The 15709-nt window shown below is 53.2% G+C and carries 12 protein-coding genes and 1 pseudogene; 8 read left to right on the plus strand and 5 right to left on the minus strand.

Annotated features, from left to right (window positions below):
- Positions 1-42: 42 nt before the first annotated feature.
- Complete coding sequence (locus tag LG204_RS01730) at positions 43-1062, minus strand: S1 family peptidase (RefSeq protein WP_230335664.1); 1020 nt, start codon at positions 1060-1062, stop codon at positions 43-45.
- A gap of 190 nt (positions 1063-1252) precedes the next feature.
- On the minus strand, positions 1253-4861 hold the full coding sequence (locus LG204_RS01735) for a DUF748 domain-containing protein (protein WP_230335665.1): 3609 nt from the start codon (positions 4859-4861) through the stop codon (positions 1253-1255).
- Between the two features lie 164 nt (positions 4862-5025).
- Between LG204_RS01735 and LG204_RS01740 the strand changes: the two genes are divergently transcribed.
- The 7 genes and pseudogenes from LG204_RS01740 to LG204_RS01770 all read left to right on the plus strand — a co-directional run.
- Positions 5026-5523 carry a sigma-70 family RNA polymerase sigma factor gene (locus LG204_RS01740; protein ID WP_230335666.1) on the plus strand — a complete coding sequence of 166 codons (498 nt, stop codon included), beginning with the start codon at positions 5026-5028 and terminating at the stop codon, positions 5521-5523.
- A 14-nt stretch (positions 5524-5537) separates the two neighbouring features.
- On the plus strand, positions 5538-6503 hold the full coding sequence (locus tag LG204_RS01745) for a FecR family protein (protein ID WP_230335667.1): 966 nt from the start codon (positions 5538-5540) through the stop codon (positions 6501-6503).
- A 96-nt stretch (positions 6504-6599) separates the two neighbouring features.
- Complete coding sequence (locus LG204_RS01750) at positions 6600-8978, plus strand: TonB-dependent siderophore receptor (protein ID WP_230335668.1); 2379 nt, start codon at positions 6600-6602, stop codon at positions 8976-8978.
- Positions 8979-9381: 403 nt separating this feature from the next.
- Complete coding sequence (pqqA, locus tag LG204_RS01755; RefSeq protein WP_013443459.1) at positions 9382-9453, plus strand: pyrroloquinoline quinone precursor peptide PqqA; 72 nt, start codon at positions 9382-9384, stop codon at positions 9451-9453.
- A gap of 223 nt (positions 9454-9676) precedes the next feature.
- Positions 9677-10306: a hypothetical protein gene (locus tag LG204_RS01760; protein WP_230335669.1), complete on the plus strand. Its 630-nt coding sequence runs from the start codon at positions 9677-9679 to the stop codon at positions 10304-10306.
- Between the two features lie 132 nt (positions 10307-10438).
- A complete protein-coding gene (locus tag LG204_RS01765; protein WP_230335670.1) occupies positions 10439-11182 on the plus strand; it encodes a dienelactone hydrolase family protein in 744 nt (247 codons plus the stop codon).
- Positions 11183-11567: 385 nt separating this feature from the next.
- Positions 11568-11858 (plus strand): annotated as a pseudogene (locus LG204_RS01770) (HU family DNA-binding protein); the annotation flags it as partial.
- 80 nt (positions 11859-11938) lie between these two features.
- On the opposite strand, the gene LG204_RS01775 reads toward LG204_RS01770, so the two are convergent.
- Positions 11939-12223 (minus strand): DUF5666 domain-containing protein, encoded by a 285-nt coding sequence (locus tag LG204_RS01775; protein ID WP_230335671.1) that lies wholly within the window; start codon positions 12221-12223, stop codon positions 11939-11941.
- A gap of 237 nt (positions 12224-12460) precedes the next feature.
- Between LG204_RS01775 and pqqA (LG204_RS01780) the strand changes: the two genes are divergently transcribed.
- Positions 12461-12532, plus strand: coding sequence for a pyrroloquinoline quinone precursor peptide PqqA (pqqA, locus tag LG204_RS01780; RefSeq protein ID WP_013440845.1), 72 nt, complete (start codon positions 12461-12463; stop codon positions 12530-12532).
- 108 nt (positions 12533-12640) lie between these two features.
- On the opposite strand, the gene ybaL is transcribed toward pqqA (LG204_RS01780), so the two are convergent.
- Positions 12641-14332: a YbaL family putative K(+) efflux transporter gene (ybaL, locus tag LG204_RS01785; protein ID WP_230335672.1), complete on the minus strand. Its 1692-nt coding sequence runs from the start codon at positions 14330-14332 to the stop codon at positions 12641-12643.
- Between the two features lie 318 nt (positions 14333-14650).
- On the minus strand, positions 14651-15487 hold the full coding sequence (locus LG204_RS01790) for a hypothetical protein (RefSeq protein ID WP_230335673.1): 837 nt from the start codon (positions 15485-15487) through the stop codon (positions 14651-14653).
- Between the last annotated feature and the right edge of the window lie 222 nt (positions 15488-15709).

The following is a 15709-nucleotide window of genomic DNA, read 5'->3' on the forward strand; positions in this document are numbered from 1 at the left end:
ACTATTATCGTTACGCGCTGAATTTTTTATTGTTGAAGATGCTTATTGTGCGAGGCCCGCTTCTTGTGGAACCAGCTCCTGCGCCATGTCAGGCGCCAGGGCCTGCAACTGGCTGAGGAGTGTCAGCATGCGGTCAGCCTCCCCCTGCTGACGCGCAATACGGGCTTCCGCCAACAGGCTGGCACTATGGCGCGGATTGGCCTGCAATACCTGCCTGTACAAAATATCCGCTGCCTCCATATTGCCAAGACGGTCCTGCGCCAGCGCCTTGTAGTAAACTGCTTCCACGGTACCCGGCTCCTGTAACGCCCATTCGCTGGCTATTCTCAGCAACTCATCCCACTCCTCGTTCTGCATGGGAATCACCACCCGCATCAGGTAAGGGCGCTGGTTTTCCGGTGCATCCCACAACGGCCTGCCATTCTCGCTCACATGCTCCGCCTCGGGTGCCTGCAGCAAGGCCTTGATCCATTTCACTGACATGCTGTAGTAGTACCCATGACGCCCAGGGCTTTTGAAGGTGTTGAGCCCGATGAGCTTGCCTTCGCTATCAAACAGCGCACTGCCGCTGGCGCCTAGCACAAAGGAAGAGGATGTACGGATGATCTCGGCATCATCCAGCGGGTAGAGCGCCTTGATGGTACCGAAGGTGGTTTGAGGTTTGGGTGGCCCGCCAGGAAATCCAATGGCAAACACATCCTGCTCGTATTGCAGTTGTTCATCATCGCCGAGCACAACCGGTTTTAATGGCAAATACTCTACGCGCAACACACAGATATCGTGACGCCAGTCCTCTCTTACCGACACGGGCGCGTAGGTTTCACCACGCGCAGCGACGTTGATGCCATTCGCATCAGCCAGCACATGGCAATTGGTCGCCACCAGATTTTCTGCGACGACGACGCCAGAGCCTATGCCGTGGCCGCCACTTTTCGTGACTGTATGTATTTTGACTATGGAACCTTTGAGCGCAAAAATCAGCTCGGCCGGGGGTTCTGCGTCCGCCCATGAGGGTAGGCTGGCAAGCGCAAAAAGCACGCACAGGGATTGGTAAATTCGCATGGTCGCTCTCCAGCCATACTGCGCAATATCAAGGCGTACACCCCACTCAATGCTGAGGGGGTGGTTGCAGTCTCAGGATTATAAGTTATGAGGCCGCCCCATCTTGCAATCAACGCATGAGATGAGGCGGCCTTGAAGCCGCTGACCGCAGAACCGGGGAGACCACCGCCAGCGACTACATCATGATTGACTACCGGCTGACTCCCAGGTTCAATTTAAGCTGGATTTGTCCCCCGTCAGTACGGGCTGCATCGATTGGGGTTTGTGCAAGACGCGACGGCGCCAGCCCAGCTGCTTGCTGCAAATATTGCTGCACACTGGCTGCGCGGGCCGTCGCCAGTTCTTGCAAGGCGCTATCAGGAACATTCACGCCATCTTTGAGTTGCTGCAGCATGCTTTCATAAGCCGCCGGGTCTTCCGGCTTGGCAATTTCGAGATAATCCTTCAGCTTGCCCAGCACGCCGCGCTTCTTGGCATCCGGACCGCGCTCTTGCGCCAGCTGGAATACCGCCGACTGTACCTTGGGGTTATGCAGATCGACCGGCCCGGGTTGCTCATCGGGGGACAGCTTCAGCCCCATACGCTGCGCCACATCCCGACGAATAGTCTGCTCCTGCAATGCCCTCCGGTCCGCTACCGCGTCATAGGCCGGAGTCACCGTCAGCGTCAATGCCGGACGTTTTTCCATGGCTTTTGCCACTGTCTGCAATTTTTCCTGCTCGGGGGGTGCCAGCGCCGCACTGGCAGGATCAAACACCACCGCCTCCAGCTTGTCGGATTTGATGCCCAGCAAATTGCCGAGCGCGCGGAATGGGGCGGTGGCGATTTTGCCGAGCACATTCACAAATGCTTTCCAGACGATCTTGCCGTAGCTGAACTGCGGATCATCCAGGCTGCCCGATACTGGCAAATTGAGATCGATAATGCCATCGCTGTCTTCCAGCAGGGCAATCGCCAGATCGAGGGGCAGATTGACCGCATCCGGGCTATCCACATGCTCCCCCAGCCGCAGTTTGTTGATGACAAACTTGTTTTCGCCAGTCATCTGCCGCTGTTTGATCTTGTACTCCAGATCCACCGAGAGCTTGCCCGATTCAATGCGGCGCCCGGCAAACTTGCCGGAATACGGCGTCAGGCGGTTCATTTCCAGATTACGGAATGTCAGCTTGAGATCGGTAAAGTCAGTGGCTTTAAAAGGTTGCAAGGAACCACGAATGCGGGCGGAGCCATACTCATCCACCTTGCCATCCAGCTCCACCTGCGCGGTGGTATTGGGGTCTGTCGACAAGCCATTGATTACGCCTGACAAGCTGTTGATATAGGTACCAAATTGTGGCTTGAGCGAATAATCCGCAAACTCCAGACGCGCGCGATCTATACGAACCCGTGAAATGCTGACCGGGAAGGTGGAGGTAGCCTCCGCCCCTGTCGATGCGTTTTTGCTCGTGGCCTTGCCCTGCGCTTTGGGCGCGCTGGCTGGGGCCGGGTTCGCTTTTGCCCCCGCAGCCGAATTCACTGGCTGGGTACGCATCATGCGCTGCACATTCAGCGTTTTGTCTTCATGAATAATGAACTTGCCCTGCGGCTCCACAATGCGCAGCTCGTCCATATGCAAGCGATCTGGCCCCAGGCTGAGCTTGAGGCTATCGCTACCCAGGGTTTTCCAGGCAAGGAAGGTAGCGCCGCCATTTTCCTCGGCAATTGCCAGCCTATCCACAGCAAAGCCGCCTTTGAATTGCGCACTGAATGCCTGGTCAGTCTTGAGGCCGAGCTGGCCATTAAGCCGGACGGCACCATCATTCAGCCGCAAGAGGGCGAACTGATTGATGTAGGGTGCCAGCGGCTTCAGCGACAAGGCATTCAGCGCCAGTTTGAGGTCTGCCTTGAAAGGCGACAGGGTGAGCTTGCCATCGGCATTGAACTGCCCACCTTGCCTGACCTTGAAGCTTGCCTTGACGGGGATGCTGCGACCAAGATCCAGCGAAACATCATGCAGCTCTATCCCAGCGCGCTCAATATCCAGCACCACTGGCTTGCCGGTCGTATTGTCTTCCACGTGTACACTGGCATCCTGCAATGCCAGTTTAGGCAGGCTCAATTTCCATGCCGGGCCTGATTTTGTGGCGCTCGCATTGCTGGCTTTTTGCCTGGCTGAGGGGGAAGCGGCAGCTTGTGCACTGGCTGCCGGGCTCCGTGTTTCCAGCATGGCCTGCCAATTCAGCGGCTGACTGGTGGAGCGCAATACCTGGGCCTGCAAACCACTGAGCAATACCGCGCCAAGACTGACCGATTGCGCGTCCACATCCACGGCGCCATTCTGCACTTGCAGGCTGGCCAGGGTCACGGCTGGCTGAGGATAGAGCGCCGACTGCAGTTGCACCGGGCCAACCCGACTTTGGATATCGCGCAACTGCAGCTTGCCTTCGGAATTACCTAATCCCAGCTCCAGATTAAACGCATTCAGCGTCACATCCAGCGGGTGAACAAAACTGGCATCGTGATATTCCGCCCGCCAATCCGCCAGACGCAGACGGCCGATATCGAACGTGAATGCCTGCCTGGTGGGAGCAGCATCGGCGGCAGGGCTGCGGCTGCCTGTTTGCGCAGGCTCGCTGTTAGCGGCTGGTATCAGCGATTGCCAGTCCAGACTGCCATTACTACTACGGGCGGCCTTGATATGGCCTGCGTGCAAGACGGCATCCGCCACTTGCAGATGCTGGCGCGCAAGGTCGTAATCGATGCCTTGTACATCAATGGCATCGAGTTGAAACAAAGGTGTTTTTGCCTGTTGCAGCGCCAGTTTCTGCAAGCCCAGCCGCATGTTCTTGAATGTCAGCTCCGTGCCTTTCCGCATGGAAAAATCCAGGCGTGGCATGGCCACGGATAACTGCTTCAGATGCAATTGTGCCGGGCCATGCTGCCCTTGTACTTCCGCCGCCACATCATCAAGTGCCAGGCTGAGGTCCTGCACAATGGCTTCTGGGGTTGGGTCTTGCTGCTCGGCGCTTTTTACCATGGCAAAACTGTAAGTCAGCTGGCTTTGCAATTCGCCTTGCGTCAGGCGCACCGGCAATGACTGATGTTTGACAATCTGCATCAAGGGAGCGAGCTTGATGCCTTGCAGCTCCAGCACCCCCTGCGACACCAGCGGATTAAGCCCGATATTCCCCTTCCACTTCAGGCTGCCGCCATCGGCGGGCAATTTTGCCACGATCAGGTAATCCCCCCGGTCCTCAGGCAAGGTAGACAAGCCATCCAGCTCCAGACCCAATGGCTGCAATGCCAGCTCGAATGGTTTCGGACGGTTGCGTTCCACATAAGCGACATTCCCGCCTTCGATCAAAATATGATCAATCAGCAAGCGCGGCATGCTGGTGGATGGCGTGTCATCCTTGTCTTCATTCAGCTTGGCAATGAGATCAGCCCAATTCAGCCGTCCATCCGAGCCAATCTCGACGGCGACCTGCGGAGCGGTCAGACGTATATCCTTGATACGCCAGGCAAAGCGAAACAGCCCGCTGGTTTCAAGATTGACATACAGGCGGTCAAAGCTCGCCAGTGGTGCGCCATTTTGCCTATTCAGCTTGAGTTGATGGGCCGTCAGGATGAGGCGCAAAGGATCAAACTTTACATGTTCAACACTGGCCTGGCTGGCCAGCTTGTTCTCGGCAAACCACGGCAAAATGCGGCGCGCCAGAGGATCCACCGCAAAATAGGCAAATAGCAGATAGGCGACAACGAGGCCTGCGAAAATCTTGAATGGGGTGGTGAGCAGTAGCGCCCTGATTCTGCTTAACATGGCAGTCTCCTTCTTTTTCGGCAGTATAAAACATGCACCGATCTGGGGCGACCTTGCTTTTGTAAAGTAAAGCCTGCTTGAGGATGCGACGCGACCACCTAAAGCGTTGACGCGGTATGCTTACAATCATAAAATGAGAACCATTCTCATTAAAAATAGACCGCATGTCTGCCCATCATCATGCCGCCCTGCACGCACTTTATCGTGATCACCATGGCTGGCTTTCCCATTGGTTGCGAAACAAACTGGGCTGCACCCAGCAGGCGGCAGACCTCGCCCAGAACACCTTCATCCGGGTACTGCAATCGCGGCAGCTCATGCACTTGCAGGAGCCTCGCGCATTTCTTACGGTATTGGCCAAGCGCGAGCTTTATACCTTCTGGCGACGGCGCGACCTAGAGCAAGCCTATCTGCAAGCGCTTGCCCAGCAACCCCAGGCCAACCAGCCCTCTCCTGAAGACATGCTGCTCATCCGCGAAGCCATCGCTGCGCTGGACCAACTTTTGAATGGCCTGGCCCCCAATATCCGGCAAGCTTTTTTGCTCAGTCGGCTGGATGGACTTACCCATGTGCAGATTGCGGAGTCCATGGGCAAGTCTGTGGCCACCATCGAGCGCTACATGAAGCAGGCTTTGTTGCATTGCTATCTGTCATCAAAATGAAGAACAAAAAACCCATGACTAGTCAGGCAATAGATCCGGTGGTACTGGCAGCCATCGACTGGATGGTCAGGCTGGACAATGGTCATGCTCCGGCAGATGTGCACACGGGTTTTGAACGCTGGATGGCAGCGAGCGATCGCCACCGCCAAGCTTGGCAGGAGATGACCCGTGCCTTGCAACCGGCCAGTCAGTTGCAATCCGTCCCACATCAATCGCCCGCTCAACTCTCTATTATTCGCGACGTATTAAACGCGCCCCCATCCCCTCAGCGGCGACGACTTCTGAATGGGATGGCCCTGGTGGTGGCCGGTCTGGGAACGGCTTATCTGCTCAAACGTTCACCAACCGGCATTGCGCTCAGCGCCGATATCACGACAAGCACGGCAGAACGAAAAACCGTCATTCTGGCCGATGGCAGCCAATTGACGCTGGATGCTGAATCCTCCATAGACCTCAGCTTCACCGCAGGCAAGCGCTTGCTAACCTTACATTCTGGTGCATGCATCGTACAGGTCGCAACAGATCCCGTGCGCCCGTTCACCGTCGCCACAACCCACGGCTCCGTCACAGCCCTGGGCACCCGTTTCATGGTGCGCCGCCAGTCAGATCGAAGTCTCGCTTTGGTATTGCAGCACAGCGTCATGCTGGCCGCTGGGCAACAAAGGCAATCCTTGTTCGAGGGTGAGTCCGCCTGGTTCGACACTAAAGGGATAGCACCAGAGCGCGAGGACATGCGCTCCTATGCCGCATGGGAAGATGGCGTACTGGATGTGCGCAACCAAGCTCTTGGCGAAGTCGTGGAAGCGCTACGTACTTATCGCAAAGACTATCTTCGCGTATCCCCTGCGGCGGCTCAATTGCGGGTATTCGGGGTATTTCAGTTGGACGACGCAGAGCGCAGCCTGCGAACGCTGGCGCAAGCCCTCCCCATCCGCATCACGCACTATGGGCCCTGGCTGACGCTCATTGATAGCCGTTGATTGCAACATTCTGATGCATTTTTGAGGGGTTTTCCCCGGCTCGCTGGACATGGTGTTTGTAAATCCAAATCACCAATCGCTTCAGGGAGCTATAACATGACATTACCTATTTTCAAGCCCAGGCTTATCACCCTAGCAATTTCGCTTGCCCTCACCGGAATGCCAGCCTGGGCTGAGCCTGTCGGCGCAAATCAGAAAACTGGCGCACAGGCCACGCATCATTACGACCTGCCATCGGACAAGCTGGATGAAACGCTTATCCGCATTGCACGCCAGAGCGGAAAGTCGATTGCCGCCGACCCGGCCTTGCTAAAAGGGAAGTTGGCCCCTGCCATTCACGGCACCCTAACTGCCGAGCAAGCACTGGATAAGGCGCTTGCTGGTAGTGGTTTGCAAGCAGTGACCACAGAAGCTGGTTTTAGCCTGAAAACCGTGGCAATCGATTCAAATGTCACTGTCGAAACCCTGCCGGAAGTCACAGTGCAAGCTGCGAGAGAGCAAAGCGCCACCACCGAAAACAGCCACTCTTACACGTCCGGCATGGTGTCCATTGGCAAAGGCGAACAACGCCTGCGGGATATCCCGCAATCGCTGAGCATCGTGACCCGCCAGCGCATGGATGATCAGAACATGACCACCGTGGCAGAAGCGATGCAGCAAACCACCGCGATGACCGTCGTGAATTACGGCAGTAATACGGCGGGTATTTCTGTACGTGGTTATGGGCTGGATGTTATTCAAATTGATGGCATTCCGGTACAGGATAGCCAAGGCGCATGGGGAACCAGCTCACTCGACCTGACCACCTACGATCGCATTGAAGTACTACGAGGCCCGGCAGGTATGTTGCAAGGCACTGGCGAGCCTGGCGGCACAGTAAATCTGGTCCGGAAACGCGCGATGGCAGACTACGCGATCAAAACCAGCGTACAGGGCGGCTCCTGGGATAATTATCGCGGTGAATTTGACGTGACGGGTGCGCTCGATAGCGAAGGTAAAGTACGTGGACGCGTGGTTGCCATGTATCAGGACAAGAAGTCCTTCATTGATCATGATTACGCGCGTAAACCCCTTGTATACGGCACATTGGAATTCGATCTGACGCCTAGAACCACGCTATCGATTGGCGCCACCATTACCAGCATGGATTCACGTCCCACCTTTGGTCTTCCCACTTATGCGGATGGGCGTGTGGCCGATATCAGCCGCTCAACCTATATCGGCTCCGGGTGGGATAACAAACACGAGAACAGCAACAGCTATTTCCTCGAAGCTGAGCACAAACTCACCAGCGGCGGAGAGCTCAAGCTCCGCGCCAGTGCTCTGGAACGCCGTTACGGCCTGGAAACAAGTGCGTTTGGTGATTCCTATATTGATGCCGCGGGTAATTTTGATCGTGTTTTGCTGGCCAGCAAAGGTAAAACCAGCGATTACGGCCTGGATGCATATCTCACCCAGCCATTCACTGCGCTGGGTAAAGAACATAACATTCTCATTGGTTTGAACTCGCGCGTGTTTAACTCCAACACCGCCTATGCTCAGGTATATGGAGCGACACAAAATATTTTCACTCCAGCGCGCAGTGTAGCAAAACCCGATTTTATCTACGAACCTGCCGATATTTACCAAACCAGCCAAACGGGTATTTATGGTCAAACCCGATTGCAAGTGCTCGACAACACCAAATTGATACTGGGCGGACGTCTGAGTAACTGGAAAAACGAAAGCAAAAGTTCGGCCGATGGCGATGCCAGTATCACGCATGAGTTCACCCCCTACGCCGGGCTTGTCTTTGATATCAACAAGCAATACTCCCTGTATGGCAGCTACAGCGATATCTTTCAGCCACAAACCGCCTTGAGTGCTGATAAAAAAATCCTGAAACCCCGCACGGGAAAACAGTATGAAGTCGGCATCAAAGGCGAATTACAGGATGGCAAGATTAACCTGCACGCTGCCCTGTTCCGCATCAATGATGAAAACCGTGCCATGACGGATCCTAACAATCCGACTTATTCCATTTCGGCGGGAGAAGTCCGCAGCCAGGGCTTTGAGTCCGAGTTCAGCGGTCGCCTGCGCTCAAACTGGGATGTGATGGCGGGTTATGCCTATACCGAAACCAAATACCTGAAAGCGGATGAAGCCAACCAAGGGCTGGTATTCGCCACCTCGACACCGAAACATAACTTCAAGCTCTGGAATAAATATCGGCTTTCAGAAGCATGGGCTATTGGCGGTGGATTGAATATCAGCAGCGGTGTTTATGCATCTGATGGCACCACGAAATGGGAGCAGGGAGGATATACACTGGCCTCAGCCCAGGTCAGCTATCGCATTGACCCGCACTGGGAGTTAAGCCTGACGGGGAACAACTTGTTCGACAAGTCCTATTATTCACGCATGGAAGGCTGGTCGCGGCAGAGCTATTTTGGCGATCCGCGAAATGTCATGTTGACCTTGCGGGGCAATTTCTAAAGCTTAAATGCCTGCAAATAATCCTGGAGAATGTCACTAGCACACCATGAGTATGGAGAATTTTTCACAACGCTTAATTCGCAATTGACAATCATTCTCAATTGGAGCATGATCAATTCACCAAGACATCATCTCCCGTCAAGGTAAGTCAGAAACTGGCTGGTGACCCTTAAACTCCAGCCAGCTTTCTGATCCTCATCTGCTCTCGTCAACCATCTCGCGGCTTTATTTCTTTAGTTAATCAGGGTCTACCTCCTTTTTAATCTCATGAAAATCATGAGCCATGTTTCATGAGTTTGTCTCTGCCATACAAGCTCGCTCCGCCCCATAATGGTCTTGTCAAACGCCCAAGCGTTTAACTCTCCTAAGTTTTGAATTTCAACGGTTACAAGGGCTATCAATCATGTGGATCAAACCAGAAGTAACAGAAATGCGTTTTGGCTTTGAAGTGACCATGTACGTTTGCAATCGCTAATCTGCCAAAGAGCAGGGACATAACTGGCACATTGCTGCCAGCGTGAAACAGGAGCCTAGGCTCCTGTTTTTTTATGCTCGAATTGCACACCTAAAACTTTCCAAACCTTTGCATAGTCCTCCACATATTGATTTAAATCAATAGGCTAGATGTACCCCTAGTTTTATTCACATTCCCCGGCTATGGTGCTTTTTCATAACTAAAAAAGGAAGAGATAATCATCATGAAAACCGGGAATTTTTTTACTAGATGGCTATTACTGCTCATCAGCTTATTCGCCATACCAGCCCATGCGGCTGTGGCATATCAATATGAGGGTAACCCGCTTTATGGCAGCATCACCGCGGTCACAAATGAGGGAATATTTACAGCAGACTATGAGTCATATCCCATTCAAGCAATTTTGGTCTTTAACGATATTCTGCAGCCCAACTCCACCTACTCCATCAACGATGTCACCGCTTTTTTTGTAGGGGATTATTTGGGAACCCCGGTGCCGGTAGCAAACCTGGGAGACCCCAATGATCACAATCTAGAGATCACCGCTACCGCGAATATTCAAACCGATAATCTGGGTAATATCTCAAACTGGTTCGTACTTTACGATTATGGGACCCTCGGATATCAGAAGGTCTTCAAAACCACCCATAGCGGGGATTACGTCTCATCTTTTATTTTCACTGGAGGAATAACTGAGACGGCCGAAGCATCCAACACCTTGCCGGGGAGCTGGACTCATTATACTTATACATCGCCAGTACCAGAATTACCGCCAATTGCCTTATTGGCGTTTGGCTTGGCATTCATGACGGCATGCCGTTCGCTGACGAAAAAAAGTATCGCACCTGTTTAATCTCATTAACCCTCGTTTGATGAATGGAAGACCTCGCAAGGGGAATAGCTAATATTCCCCGCTTTTTCGCCTGACAAGCTAAAATAGCTGATTATATCGATTCAAAAAAACACTATTTCAGGAGCCCTTGTCATGCTGATTCAAAGCCACATTGTTGACCTGCCGACACCTACCGGTGTCATGCGTACCTATGTACACCGCCCGAAAGGTGAAGGTCGCTTCCCGGCTATCCTGTTCTATTCAGAAATTTTCCAGCAGACCGGCCCGATTGAACGTGCGGCAAAAATCATGGCAGGCTATGGCTATGCTGTTCTAGTGCCAGAAGTGTTCCATGAGCTTAACCCTATCGGCACGGTCTTGGCGTACGACGACGCAGGTCGCGATAAAGGCAATGCCGACAAGTCAGCCAAGGATGTCCAAGGCTACGATACCGATAACGCAGCCATGATTACTTATCTCAAGCAGCAAGAATGGTGCAGTGGTGACATTGGCGCGATGGGTTTCTGCATTGGCGGCCATCTGGCATTCCGTGCCGCTCTTCAGCCTGAGATCAAGGCAACTGCCTGCTTCTACGCCACGGATCTGCATACAGCGGTAATCCCTAACAAACCAGGCCAGCACAGCATGGAGCGTCTGGCAGATATCAAGGGGGAACTGCTGATGATCTGGGGCAAGCAAGACAACCATATTCCTACGGCAGGGCGCGCTGAGGTGTATCAAAAACTGACAGAAGCAAATCTTTCATTCACTTGGCATGAGTTCAATGGCCAGCATGCCTTCATGCGTGATGAGGGTGAACGCTACGACCCTCAGCTCGCCAATACTGGCTACCAGCTGGCATTGCAACTGTTTGGCAACACGCTGAAAAAAGCCTAACGTCGAAATGAAGCTCTAAAAAAGCAATAGCCACACATGAAAGGCCGGAAAATCCAGGGTGGTTTTCCGGCTTTTTATTCATCGCCACAGCAGCATGTGACATTTTTTGACCATTCCCATTTTTTTGCCCTTGCCATCTGAGCGACAAGGCAGGGGCTCGTCCAAGCCCTGATTAGCATAATGAAAAATATATAAAAATCATAAATTTAATAAATACTTATGCAAAAAGACCGACGATTCTTTGTTTGCATAAGTATTCAAGAAAAGTAGCTGATACTTTGCAAAAATATTCAATGTGCATAATCACAGGAAATTTTAAAAAAATTTGTATATGAAGTGCCGCAAAGCTTGCCAGACTAGGTTAAGATAGGCGCTCCATCCAACAACCTTGATTGAAAACACTATGAACAAACAAGAATTGATTGAAGAAATTGCAACAAGCGCTGGTATTAGCAAGGCTGCCGCTGGCAAGGTGATTGATGCATTCACCAGCAGTGTTACTGGCGCTTTGAAGAAGGGTGACTCCGTAACCCTGATCGGTTTCGGTACCTTCGCAGTTTCGGAACGCGCTGCCCGTACTGGCCGCAATCCGCAAACCGGTAAAGAAATCAAGATTGCTGCTCGCAAGGCTCCAGCCTTCCGCGCTGGCAAGGCTTTGAAGGATGCCCTGAACTAAACTGAACCACGGTTCTTCAGTCAGGTAAAAACGCCAGCAAATGCTGGCGTTTTTTTATGGTCGTCACACTAAGAAATTAATCAAAGCTTGCCCGCGGGCTTTGTACACTTCTCTGTTTTCTCGCTTTCGATTTCTTTCGCCAGCCCATTTTTGTGTTCAACCTCCACACAAGCGCCAATAGCGAGCGGGCCATGATCGTCCTCGAGTTTGGTTTTTTCATTCACGTGTATCTGCTGGTCACCTATCACCCAGACGCCAAGGTTGTTATCCGGCTTGCTTTGGATGGTGCCATAGAACTCGGTATCGGCCATGGCGGCCATGGGCAAAGCCAATAGACCTGCGATTACAAGACACGATTTCATCATGGTCTCTCTCCTTATTTATCGGTATGAATGTATCTGTAGGTGTACGGGTAGAGCGATTAAGTTCCGACCTGCTGCCGCTACGCGTTGAGATGTTTAATGAAAATCATGAGGCGTGAATCATGAATGGCAGCAGGGGATTAACAAAACCGCAGGCGCATACTGCAGTCATACAGATACAGCAAGTTATCGCTGATTCATTACCCGGATGACTTAACCAACCCAATGAGGAGAACTATCATGTGGACCAAACCAGAAGCTACCGAAATGCGTTTTGGCTTTGAAGTAACCATGTACGTTTGCAATCGCTAAAACGTCGCATGCATCCAGGCGCTAACTTGTTGGCGCTTGTTGATTAAATAAAAAAACGGAGGTTTTCCTCCGTTTTTTTATGGGCACGTATACTGTGTGGGATAAATATCAGGACTGCACAAAGCGATCCAGAATATGCTTGGTCATGCCTTTCGCCAGTTCTTCTTCGCCATAGAACACCGTTCCTACGCCATCTTTTCTCAGCAGGGTGGACTCTTCTTCATTATGGGTGCGCACCACAATCTCAATGGTAGGTTGCAACGTGGAAGCCGCCTCTGACATTTTGCGGAAATCGATGGTTTCCGGGGTCGCAATCACCAACATGGAAGCATTCTGTATGTGCGCTTGCACCAGAACGGCAGGATCAGCGGCATTGCCCGACACAGCAGCGATGCCTTTTTTGCGCAGCCCCTCCACAATCTCGCGGTTCTGTTCGGCAATCACAAACGGTATCCCTTGCTCGGTCAAGGCTTGGGCAATACGTCGGCCCACGCGGCCATATCCCACCAGCACCACTTGGCCTTCAAGCAGCTTGCGCTCCGTGCTCATAGGCAGCTCGGCAAACGGGTCGGTACGTCGATCAAGGTGGCGCGCAAGCTTGGAGAAGCTCAACAGCCATTTTTCTATCGGCTTCGCGAGAGAAAATACCAGGGGATTCAGTGCAATCGAAATCAGCGCTCCGGCCAGCACCAGACTCATGCCCTCCGCCGGCAGAATACCCAAGCCCATGCCCAACCCGGCGAGGATGAAAGAAAACTCGCCAATCTGCGCCAGGCTGGCGGCCACCGTCAGCGCCGTGTTGAGGGGATAGCGGAAAGCCAGCACGATCGCCATGGCCGCAATGGATTTACCCACAATGATAATGGCGACCACTGCCAGCACACTGAATGGCTCCTTGACCAGAATAGCCGGGTCAAACAGCATACCCACCGACACAAAAAACAGCACGGCGAAGGAGTCACGCAAAGGCAAAGATTCCTCTGCGGCACGATGACTGAATTCAGATTCGCGCATCACCATGCCCGCAAAGAAGGCGCCCAGAGCAAAAGACACACTAAACAGCTTGGCAGCGCCAAACGCAATGCTGATGGCCGCAGCAATCACGGCCAAGGTGAATAGCTCGCGTGAGCCGGTCTTTGCCACATGCCACAGCAACCATGGCAACAAGCGCTTGCCAGCCACCAGCATAAAGACAATGAAAAATGAAACCTGCAACAAGGTAAACCCGATGGTCTGCCAGAGTGGGGCAGCACTTTCCACCGGGGCGGTACCGCCCAGTATGCCTGCTAGCGGCGGCATCAATACCAGCACCAGGACTGTGGCAAGATCTTCCACGACCAGCCAGCCCACGGCGATTTTGCCATTCATGCTGTCTACAATGCCCCTGGCTTCCAGCGCCTTCAGCAGCACCACCGTACTGGCGCATGACAGTGCCAGGCCAAAAATAAGTCCCTCGCCAAGAGTCCAGCCCCACAAGTGAGCCACACTCGCTCCCAGCACGGTCGCAAGCGTCATTTGCACCACCGCGCCGGGGAGTGCAATACGTTTGACCGCCATGAGGTCCGCAATCGAAAAATGCAGGCCCACGCCAAACATGAGCAGCATGACGCCAATTTCAGACAGCTGGGAGGCGATACCGGTATCGGCGACAAAGCCTGGCGTTGCCGGGCCAATCAGAATACCTGCCAACAGATAACCCACCAGAGCGGGCAACTTGATTTTTTCGGCAATAAAGCCGAACACCAACGCCAGGCCGAAGCCCGCCGCGACGGTGGAGATGAGAGTGATGTTATGGTCCATAGCGCAATTTTTTGTGAAGATTGTTATTGAACATCACTGCATTGAATGTCAGCTACAGTGCGGTAAGCGGGGCCGCAATCCATCGGTGAAGTTGACTGATCCCGTTCAATGCAAAAGCCTGTATTGACCAGACCAGCAGGCTAAGCATACACAGGGTATACCCCTGCTGTCTTTCCCATTTTTTATTGACGACGCTTCAATGAAAAGTGATTCCCCACCCTAAGGGAGTCTCATCATTAAAAATGGTTCGCATCTGGTTTAAGGATTACAAAAGATAGATGTCAGGGCAGAGCCACTGATTATAAGGATAGCCGCTGGCTACCACTGAAAATCGTTGAGCAGGAAATCTTCCAGGCCATCGTTATCCTGCGGGCGTGCAGACAAGGTTACGACACGGCCAAGACGTTTGGATTCCCAGGTGAAATCCCCTTTGTAATCACGGCGGATAATCTCGATCATGCGCTTGACCACCGCCCGGCGAATATCACCATCGGCAGGCGCTTCCACCTCGATATATTCGGTGCGGGGATTACTGAAGTAGCGCCAGCCACGGAATACAAATTTAGCCCCGCGTGAACTCATCTGTGTGATCTGGAAAACGCCGCCGCCCGCTTCCTTCAGGTTGCGCTGGATATTGGCCTCACGTACCTCATCAGCCGTCGGTCCCCGCTCTTTGGCAGCCGCATCCTCATTCACGATAGAAGGATCACCCTGCGCACGCCGCTTGTCACGCTGCTGTTTCACGTAGCTCATCATGTCGGTCGGCGGCGGCGACATATCCGGTTCCGCTGGAGGGGCAGGTACACGCCGGTCCAGCGGAGCAGGTGCATGATCCCGGGCAGGCGGCTGGGCCGCCATGACAGGAGGAGATGTCGGCTTGCTCGGTTTGGTCACCGGTTTGCTGACAGGCTTGGGTGGCGCTTTGGGCGCAGGGGCGGGCTCAGGCTCCGCCTGGGTACTGGGTTGCGGGGTCTCCGCTGCTTTGGGCGCCGCCTTGGGGGCGAGTTGCATCACAATCTGGCTGGATTCGGCAGGCTCGGACTCAGGACCAGACTCCATGGGGTGAATGATGACGGTAAACAGCAGAATCGCATGTATCAGCAGCGAAATTACAATCGCGATCAGCGTATTGCGGCTGATGCGAATCTGCAGCATGCGATCTCCCCGAGAACGTTTATCCCAGAGAAAAGGGGCCGCGGCAGAGGTAGGCAATTGTGAAGAGGGCTGTTTGTTAGTCAACACGGGTTCTTGTGTGCTTGATGCTGGTGTAAATCGCCATATTGGAGCCATGCCACCCGATATGGTTGCATGAACGACCATAAGCTTAACATCAAGCGTAATAGCGTAATGTTAAAAAAAAGTAATCATCACTTGGCC

The sequence above is a fragment of the Methylovorus menthalis genome, assembly GCF_020523625.1.
Classification (GTDB): Bacteria; Pseudomonadota; Gammaproteobacteria; order Burkholderiales; family Methylophilaceae; genus Methylovorus; species Methylovorus menthalis.